The organism is Vibrio sp. SG41-7 (assembly GCF_014164465.1).
Lineage (GTDB): Bacteria > Pseudomonadota > Gammaproteobacteria > Enterobacterales > Vibrionaceae > Vibrio > Vibrio splendidus.
The window spans coordinates 1-7,972 of record NZ_JACJFF010000168.1; the positions used below are offsets into that span (position 1 = coordinate 1).

Below are 7,972 nucleotides of genomic sequence, written 5' to 3' on the forward strand. Positions count from 1 at the left end.
TAAAGAAGTTGCTGAGGTGCGAAGTATTTTGAATCAAAACTCGGTTAGCTCTGATGAAATTGCAAAGAGAAGTATGACGAATGTCGAGCTTCAAAAAGTCGAATCTGAATCCATTGCGACTGCAGGGAACGGTGCTACCTACCACCAAGAAACTCTCGACGCTATTGCCCGCTCAGAGACAAACATCGCAAATAAGGTTCAAAATCTTGAACTGCAACTAAGTAATCAAAGTGATTATATTGAAAGCTTAGAAGACGAAATCACCACTCTTTCTAGTCAATTAGATGTTCACCTGACAAGTATGGAACACAAGGTAATTGAAGAACTAGAGCAAGAAGAACCAGTCGTCGTTGCCGCTACTCCTGTCACTACTACGTTACAACCGACCATCCTTGGCGGAATCGAAAAAGTGTCTATCGACTCGATCAAACAGAGCTTTGATGCGCGTGTTGATACTGGCGCAACCACCTCTTCTTTAAATGCTGTCGACATCAAAGAATTCGAACGTAACGGTAAAGACTGGGTGAGATTCCATTTGGCCGATAGAGCACAAGCTGTAGAAGACCAAAAATGGATTGAAGCGCCCGTTGTGCGGTATGTGAAAATCCGTCAGTCAACGAATGACCAGACAGAACGTCGAGCTGTGATCGAATTATGGGTAAAAGTTGGAAATATCCATGAAAAAGCGCAATTTACATTGGCGGATCGCTCTCAAATGAGTCAACCTGTATTACTAGGGCGCGAATTTATCAAAGACATAGCGCTAGTAGATGTAAGTAAAAAGTACGTACAAACGGAAGTTAAATAACAATAGTAGGGTAAGCTATGACGTCAAGAATTCCATTTTATATCTCTATTTTCCTGCTCATCGTGGCAGGTATAACACTGAGTATGTTCAGACATACAACCTACGGTGTACCTTGGACTCCAGGGGAAACCAGGCAGGTTTGGGACGTTGAAGCTCGTATCGAGTTCAATGCGGTTGGTAAAGAAGCAAAAGTTTCATTAGCTGCTCCTCACACTCAATCTAATTACACACTTATTGGTGAGTCAGCTTCATCTCCAGGTTACGGCATCTCTTACTTGAACACCGAGTCAGGTCGTCGTGCAGAATGGTCTATTCGCCACGCTGATGGCCCGCAAACTATCTACTACAAGACTCAATTCCTAGTTGATAACCAAGCAAAAATTGATGCGATACCACCAGAAGGTGAAATCACGCAACCAAGCTTTGATGGTCCAGAAGAAGCGGCAGCGTTGGCACTGATTGACCGAGCCACTAAGCGCTCAGCAGACAACATCACCTTCACTCGTGAACTTATCAAAACGCTTAATGATCCAGACAGCCAAAACTCTGCGCTGATTCTGAATAACATGAGCAAAGTTGAAGCAACACACAAGCTACTTTCAGCAGCAAACATTCACAATAAAGTGGTTGGTGTTATCGAGCTAGAAGATGGCCGTCGTCGTCAATCTATCCAGCAAATGAACCAGATCTGGGATAACGACCAATGGGTTTTATTCTCTCCTGAATCAAGCGAACAGCAAGTTCAGCCAAACCTGCTAATTTGGGATGAATCAAATGTATCTCTATTAGACGTGGTTGGCGGTCAGAACAGTAAAGTTCACTTCTCTATGATTGCTCAGGAGGTGACTCCCACTGAAGCAACCAACAGTAAAGTCTCTGCGGATCAACTGTTAAACCTTTCCATTCATAGTCTGCCGCTAGAAGAGCAAGCGATGTTTAAAACCATCATGCTGATTCCTATCGGTGCTCTGATTGTTGTGTTCCTACGTGTCATCATCGGTCTGAAAACGTCTGGTACGTTCATGCCTGTACTGATTGCGGTAGCCTTTGTACAAACACAATTGGTAACGGGTATTGTCGGCTTCCTACTTATCGTAGGTACAGGTCTTATTATTCGAAGTTACTTATCCAAGCTCAACTTGCTACTGGTCGCCAGGATATCCGCCGTAATCATTACGGTAATCATGATTATCTCTGTGTTTACTGTAGTGGCGTTTAAAGTCGGTCTGACTGAAGGTCTATCGATTACGTTCTTCCCAATGATTATCCTATCTTGGACTATCGAACGTATGTCTATCCTTTGGGAAGAAGAAGGGGCGAAAGAGGTAGTGCTACAAGGTGGTGGTTCTCTATTTACCGCTGTTCTTGTTTACTTAGGCATGACTAACCCGTTCATCCAGCATTTAACGTTTAACTTTATTGGTTTACAGCTTGTTATTCTAGCGACCATCTTGCTACTAGGTAACTACACAGGCTACCGTCTAACCGAGCTTCGTCGCTTTAAACCGCTAGCGGAGGACTAAGTTATGTTTGATCAATTTACTTCACCGTTTAAGTTGAAAGACAAAGGCATAATGGGAATGAACAAGCGTAACCATAGCTATATTGGTCGCTACAATGATCGTTCCAAGTATCCACTCGTTGATGACAAGCTTAAGACTAAGATTATTGCTGAACAAGCTGGTGCAACCGTACCAACACTGATTGGCGTTATTGGTCACCAAGCTGAAGTAAAAACAATCCACAAGATGGTTAAAGAGTGGCCGGGATTTGTAATCAAGCCCGCTCAAGGTAGTGGTGGTAAAGGTATCCTTGTTGTTATTTCTCACAAGGATGGTGTTTATACCAAGCCATCAGGTTCGACTATCAATGAAGAAGACGTAGAGCGTCACATCAGTAACGCTCTCGCGGGTCTTTTCTCACTGGGTGGTAAGAACGACGTAGCCGTGGTTGAAAACCTCATCAAGTTTGACGAGTGTTTTGATGGCTTCAGTTATGAAGGTGTGCCCGATGTACGAATTATCGTATTCAAAGGCTACCCTGTGATGGCGATGATGCGTCTTTCTACTTCAGCTTCTGACGGCAAGGCAAACTTGCACCAAGGCGCTGTGGGTGTGGGCATCTGTATCGCTACGGGTAAAGCCGTTCGTGCGGTTCAATTTGACCACCCTGTGACTCACCACCCGGACACGGACAAAGAGTTGGCACAACTTCAAGTACCGCATTGGGAAAAACTGCTTACGCTAGCATCAAGCGCGTGGGAAATGACAGGCCTTGGTTACATGGGCACTGACATGGTTTTAGACCAAGAAGAAGGCCCAATGGTACTAGAGCTAAACGCTCGTCCAGGATTAGCTATACAGATTGCAAACGGCGCGGGTTTATTGCCTCGCTTGCATCATATTGAAAACCTAGGCACGCCAGCTGAATATCCAAAACCTGCCGAGCGCGTTGCATACGCCGCAAAACAATTTGGTGTTCACGCTTCAAACTAAGTGATTAACTCGGTCATTTGACACCGAGCCTAGCTCAATAAATTAAGCCGCATAACTCTGAGAGTTACGCGGCTTTTTAATGCCTCTCGTTAATTAGCTTAACGCTCGGAACTAAGCTTCTGTTGTTTCTGCTTCAGACTCACGAATTGGGTCAATGCGGACTGCCGCCACCTTAAACTCTGGGATCTTAGCGTGCGGATCGGTTGCAGTCGTAGTTAAGCGGTTAACTGGAGATTCGACAAAATGGAATGGAATAAATACCACCCCCTTTTGCATTCGCTTAGTGACAAATGCCGCGATTTCAATTTCTCCACGACGGGTTGATACTTTGAGCATCTGGCCATTCGAGATCCCTAACGCTTCGGCATCATGAACACTCACCATCGCACGTGGTCCTGCCAAGTTATCAAGCCCTTTGGTTTTACGTGTCATGGTCCCGGTGTGGAACTGTTCTAGGATGCGACCTGTCGTTAATACTAGCGGGTATTCCGCATCAGGAAGTTCTGCTGCGTATCTAAACGGAATCGCTTCCATTTGACCACGTCCGCGAGTGAATTGAGTCTGGTGCATGATGCGTGTACCGTCAGGGTTATTCTTATTAGTTGGCCATTGGATGCCGTTCACCGTAATGTTCTCCCAACGTAAACCACCATACTGCGGCGTTACACGTGCTATCTCATTGGTGATATCAGCAACGGTTTTATAATCCCAACCGCCGCCCATTGCATTGGCTAGCATTTGAATAATCACCCAATCTTCTTTCGCGTCACCGGGCGGATTAACAGCAGGATTAATACGTTGGACTCGGCGCTCTGTATTGGTGAAGTGGCCAGACTTTTCAGCAAACGAACAAGACGGCAGAACCACATCGGCATACTGAGCGGTTTCGGTTAAGAAAATATCTTGAACCACTAGGAAATCTAACGCTTCAAGGCCTTCAATCACATGCGCTTGATTCGGGTCACTCAACACTGGGTTCTCACCCATGACATACAGACCGCGAACATCTCGATGGCACGCTCCATCAATAATTTCGGTGAGCGTTAACCCCGCTTCCGCTGGTAAGTCAGAAACACCCCACTCCATCGCGAATTTTTGACGAACTATCGGGTTATACACTTTCTGATAACCTGGAAGGTTGTTCGGCAATGCACCCATATCACACGCGCCCTGAACATTGGATTGGCCACGTAATGGGTTTATACCACCGCCTTCAATACCAATGTTGCCACACAATAGTTGTAGATTAGCGATTGAACGTACGTTGTCGTGACCAGTGGTGTGTTGCGTAATACCCATCGAATAATACACTGCGGTGCGTTCTGCAGTACCAATCAAGCGAGCCATCGCGAAGATATCTTCCGCTTTCACGCCAGTCACCAATTCGACTTTATCAAGTGAGTAGCTTGGTGACATGACTTCTTGCAATAAGGTATCAAAGCCGTCGACACGATCATCAATATAATCTTGATCGTACCAACCGTGTTTGATGATCTGCTGCATCACACCATTAATCAGCATCACATCGGTGCCCGGTCGGTGCGCTAAGTAAAGCTCAGCGTGGTCAGCAATATCGATTCGTTTTGGATCAGCAACGATCAATCGTGCTCCACCATGCCTCACCGCTTGCTTGATGTGCGAGCCAATAATTGGGTGTGCTGAAGTCGTGTCTGAACCGATAATAAAGATCACATCTGAGTGCTTGATACTTGGAATATCATTGGTCATCGCCCCGCTACCCAGCGAAGCCTCTAAACCGGTAACAGTAGAAGCATGACAAAGACGTGCACAGTGATCGACGTTATTAGTACCTAGTTCGCGACGTATGAATTTTTGGAAGGCATAGTTGTCTTCATTGGTGGTTTTCGCCGACGAGAAGCCCGCCAAAGCATTGCTACCAAAGCCCTGTTTAATCGCGGTAAATTTATCAGCAATGAGTTTAATCGCTTCTTCCCAACTTGCAGGTTGCAACCAGCCATCTTTACGAATTAATGGTGTGGTTAAACGCGCATCACTGCCCACAAAATCGAAGCCGAATCGCCCCTTAACACACAACATGCCCTCATTAACCGGAGAGTCACCACCTTCGATATAACGGATTTTGTTTTTCTGCTCATCGATATGCATGGTTAGCTTACAGCCCACACCGCAATAGGTGCAGATGGTATCGACTTTCTTGAGTAGGTCTGTGTCTCCCTGCTTTCTATCACGAGCATCCACCATTGCACCGGTTGGACACGCCTGAATACACGATCCACATTGAACGCAGTTTGAGTCGCCCATTAAGGTCTTGTCTGCCCCAAAATTAGGACGACATTCAGGTCTTGATGCAGGCTTGCCATCAGATTGATCCATGAAGCTTAAAACACCATGAACATTCTGTTCACGGCACGCTTGGATACACTGCCCGCAACTGATGCAGCGGTTGGCATCAAAGATAATAAATTCTGAACTGTCATCAACTGCAAATTTTTGTCTTGTTAAACCGACCTTCGCTTCTTCTACGCGTATCGCCTGCCAGTTCTCATTCGAAGCCACATCGATTTTGTACTCTGGATGTGTTTGCGTTGCTTTGTATTCGGTCGAGTAGTCTCGTAGGTCGCAATCGGTATTGGCTTGGCAACCACATTCTAGGCATCTTGCTGCTTCCGCAATGGCATCGGCATTATCAAATCCTGTTTCTACTTCATCGAAGCTTTGTTCACGCTGCTCGGGTGTTAGCTCTGGCATGATCTTACGCGCCATACGCTGTATGGATTTGTATTGCTCAGGATCCACCGCTTTGAGCTGCTTGTGCTTTCTTGAATTAAACGGTTTAACCGGAATGTTATCCATGTCGCCATGAAAGAACCGATCAATCGCCTGTGCAGCAATGCGCCCATCCCCCACCGCTTCCACTGCGGTTGCAGGGCCGCGTCGGAAATCACCAATACTAAAGATATTGCCAGTACCTGTATGCATGGTTTGCGGATCGGCATCAGCGGTATTCCAACGAGTAAGAGGAATATCAATCGCTTCATTGTCCATAAAGCTCAGATCCGGCTTTTGCGACACGGCAGCAATAACCGTATCAAACGCTTCAACAAAGAATTCGCCTGTTGGTTTAGGGCTGCGACGACCTGAAGCATCAGCCGGACCCAAAGCCATACGCTCTAATCGTATTTCTGATACATGACCATTTTCATCGGCTATGTTTTCTGCCGGGTTGGTTAAGAAATGGAACTTCACACCTTCATGCTCAGCTTCTTCGATTTCGTAATCTTCTGCCGGCATCTCATCTCGAGTACGACGATAAATCAGCGTAGTATCCGCGCCATCACGAACTGCGGTTCGAGCACAGTCAATCGCGGTATTCCCGCCACCGATCACTGCAACCTTTTTACCAGTGACATACTGTTGGTCGGTCACGTAATCTTTCAGGTAATCGACGCCTAGATAACAACCGCCAAGCTCGCTGCCCGGATAATTCATTTCAACTGCTTGCGATGCACCAACCGCTAAGCAAACCGCATCAAAATCGTTACTCAAATCAGACAGTGAAAAATCAACACCGAGTTTTTTATCACACTCTACCGACATCCCATTACGACACATCAGTTCGATTTCTTTATCTAGAATCGACTTAGGTAAGCGATATTCAGGGATACCGTAACGCAGCCAACCTCCCGCTTTGGGCATCGACTCATAAACACTGACATCGTAGCCTTCGTTAGATAGGTAATAACCCGCCGTAAGACCACCGGGACCACTACCAACAATCGCAATACTCTTGCCTTTAATTGGTTTCTTAGTTGGCATGTAGCTCTCTTGAGCGGCTAAATCTGCGTCGGCAGCGTGTCGTTTGAGTTGGCGAATCGCGATGGATTCATCGACCAAGTTGCGACGACATTCAGTTTCACAGAAAGCAGGACATACTCGACCAATCGACAGGGGCATTGGCAGTGTCTTTTTGATGACCTCTATCGCTTTGATGTGATCATTTTGAGCAATATGATGCAGGTAAGATTGGATATCGACCCCAGCAGGACACGCTGTTTGGCATGGCGCTTCACAATCGGCGTAATGATCGGTCATGATGCGGTTCAACGCTTCTTGCCGATGAATCGTTAACTGTTTTGACTGGGTGGTAATATCCAGCCCATTAGACACTTCAAGCTCACAAGAACGAGTGACACCAACGCCATCAACTTCAACAACACACAAGTCACACGGTACTTTATCCGCTGTTTTGTTCAAACCACATAAAGATGGGATCTCTAAACCACATGTTTTTGCCGCCTCAAGAACGGTTTGTCCTTGCTCGACGATTCGATATTTCCCATCAATAACGATTTGAATCATACCTAAGTCCTACCTTTACCTTTCGCACACGCGAGTTATCAACAATTAAAATTAAGTAATACAATATTATTAATATTATTAAATCTATGTCATTACCATACATTATTTGTGGTTTTGTGCGTGTGACCTCAAACAAGTTCCATTGATAATAACCATAAGGCATGAGTGGTCTTATCAGTATCGACGAGACGATTAGGCGGAAGGTGTTCTGCTGTAGAAGTAAGGAATAAGAAATTAGATTCAAGGTACAAAAAAGCCCCTAATGAATAGGGGCTTTGAACAAATATCATTGAGTCACTTTCGAGCTTATAGCTGCGCTATCAAGGTT

At 45.7% G+C, this 7,972-nt stretch carries 4 protein-coding genes; 3 read left to right on the plus strand and 1 reads right to left on the minus strand.

Going from position 1 to position 7,972, the window contains the following annotated elements:
- Positions 1-73: 73 nt before the first annotated feature.
- The 3 genes from H5300_RS24345 to H5300_RS24355 are packed head-to-tail and all read left to right on the plus strand — an operon-like array spanning position 74 to position 3,303.
- Positions 74-808, plus strand: coding sequence for an ATP-dependent zinc protease (locus H5300_RS24345; RefSeq protein ID WP_182797118.1), 735 nt, complete (start codon positions 74-76; stop codon positions 806-808).
- Between the two features lie 17 nt (positions 809-825).
- Positions 826-2,331 carry an inactive transglutaminase family protein gene (locus H5300_RS24350; protein WP_004736464.1) on the plus strand — a complete coding sequence of 502 codons (1,506 nt, stop codon included), beginning with the start codon at positions 826-828 and terminating at the stop codon, positions 2,329-2,331.
- Positions 2,332-2,334: 3 nt separating this feature from the next.
- Positions 2,335-3,303, plus strand: coding sequence for an alpha-L-glutamate ligase-like protein (locus H5300_RS24355; protein WP_182797119.1), 969 nt, complete (start codon positions 2,335-2,337; stop codon positions 3,301-3,303).
- Positions 3,304-3,414: 111 nt separating this feature from the next.
- Here H5300_RS24355 and fdhF read toward each other — a convergent pair whose 3' ends face one another.
- Complete coding sequence (gene fdhF / locus H5300_RS24360; RefSeq protein WP_182797120.1) at positions 3,415-7,644, minus strand: formate dehydrogenase subunit alpha; 4,230 nt, start codon at positions 7,642-7,644, stop codon at positions 3,415-3,417.
- Positions 7,645-7,972: the final 328 nt, after the last annotated feature.

Coding starts and splice junctions, on each gene's coding strand:
- H5300_RS24345 (WP_182797118.1), top strand. CDS start 74: ATGACGAATGTCGAGCTTCAAAAAGTCGAATCTGAATCCATTGCGACT.
- H5300_RS24350 (WP_004736464.1), top strand. CDS start 826: ATGACGTCAAGAATTCCATTTTATATCTCTATTTTCCTGCTCATCGTG.
- H5300_RS24355 (WP_182797119.1), top strand. CDS start 2,335: ATGTTTGATCAATTTACTTCACCGTTTAAGTTGAAAGACAAAGGCATA.
- fdhF (WP_182797120.1), bottom strand. CDS start 7,644: ATGATTCAAATCGTTATTGATGGGAAATATCGAATCGTCGAGCAAGGA.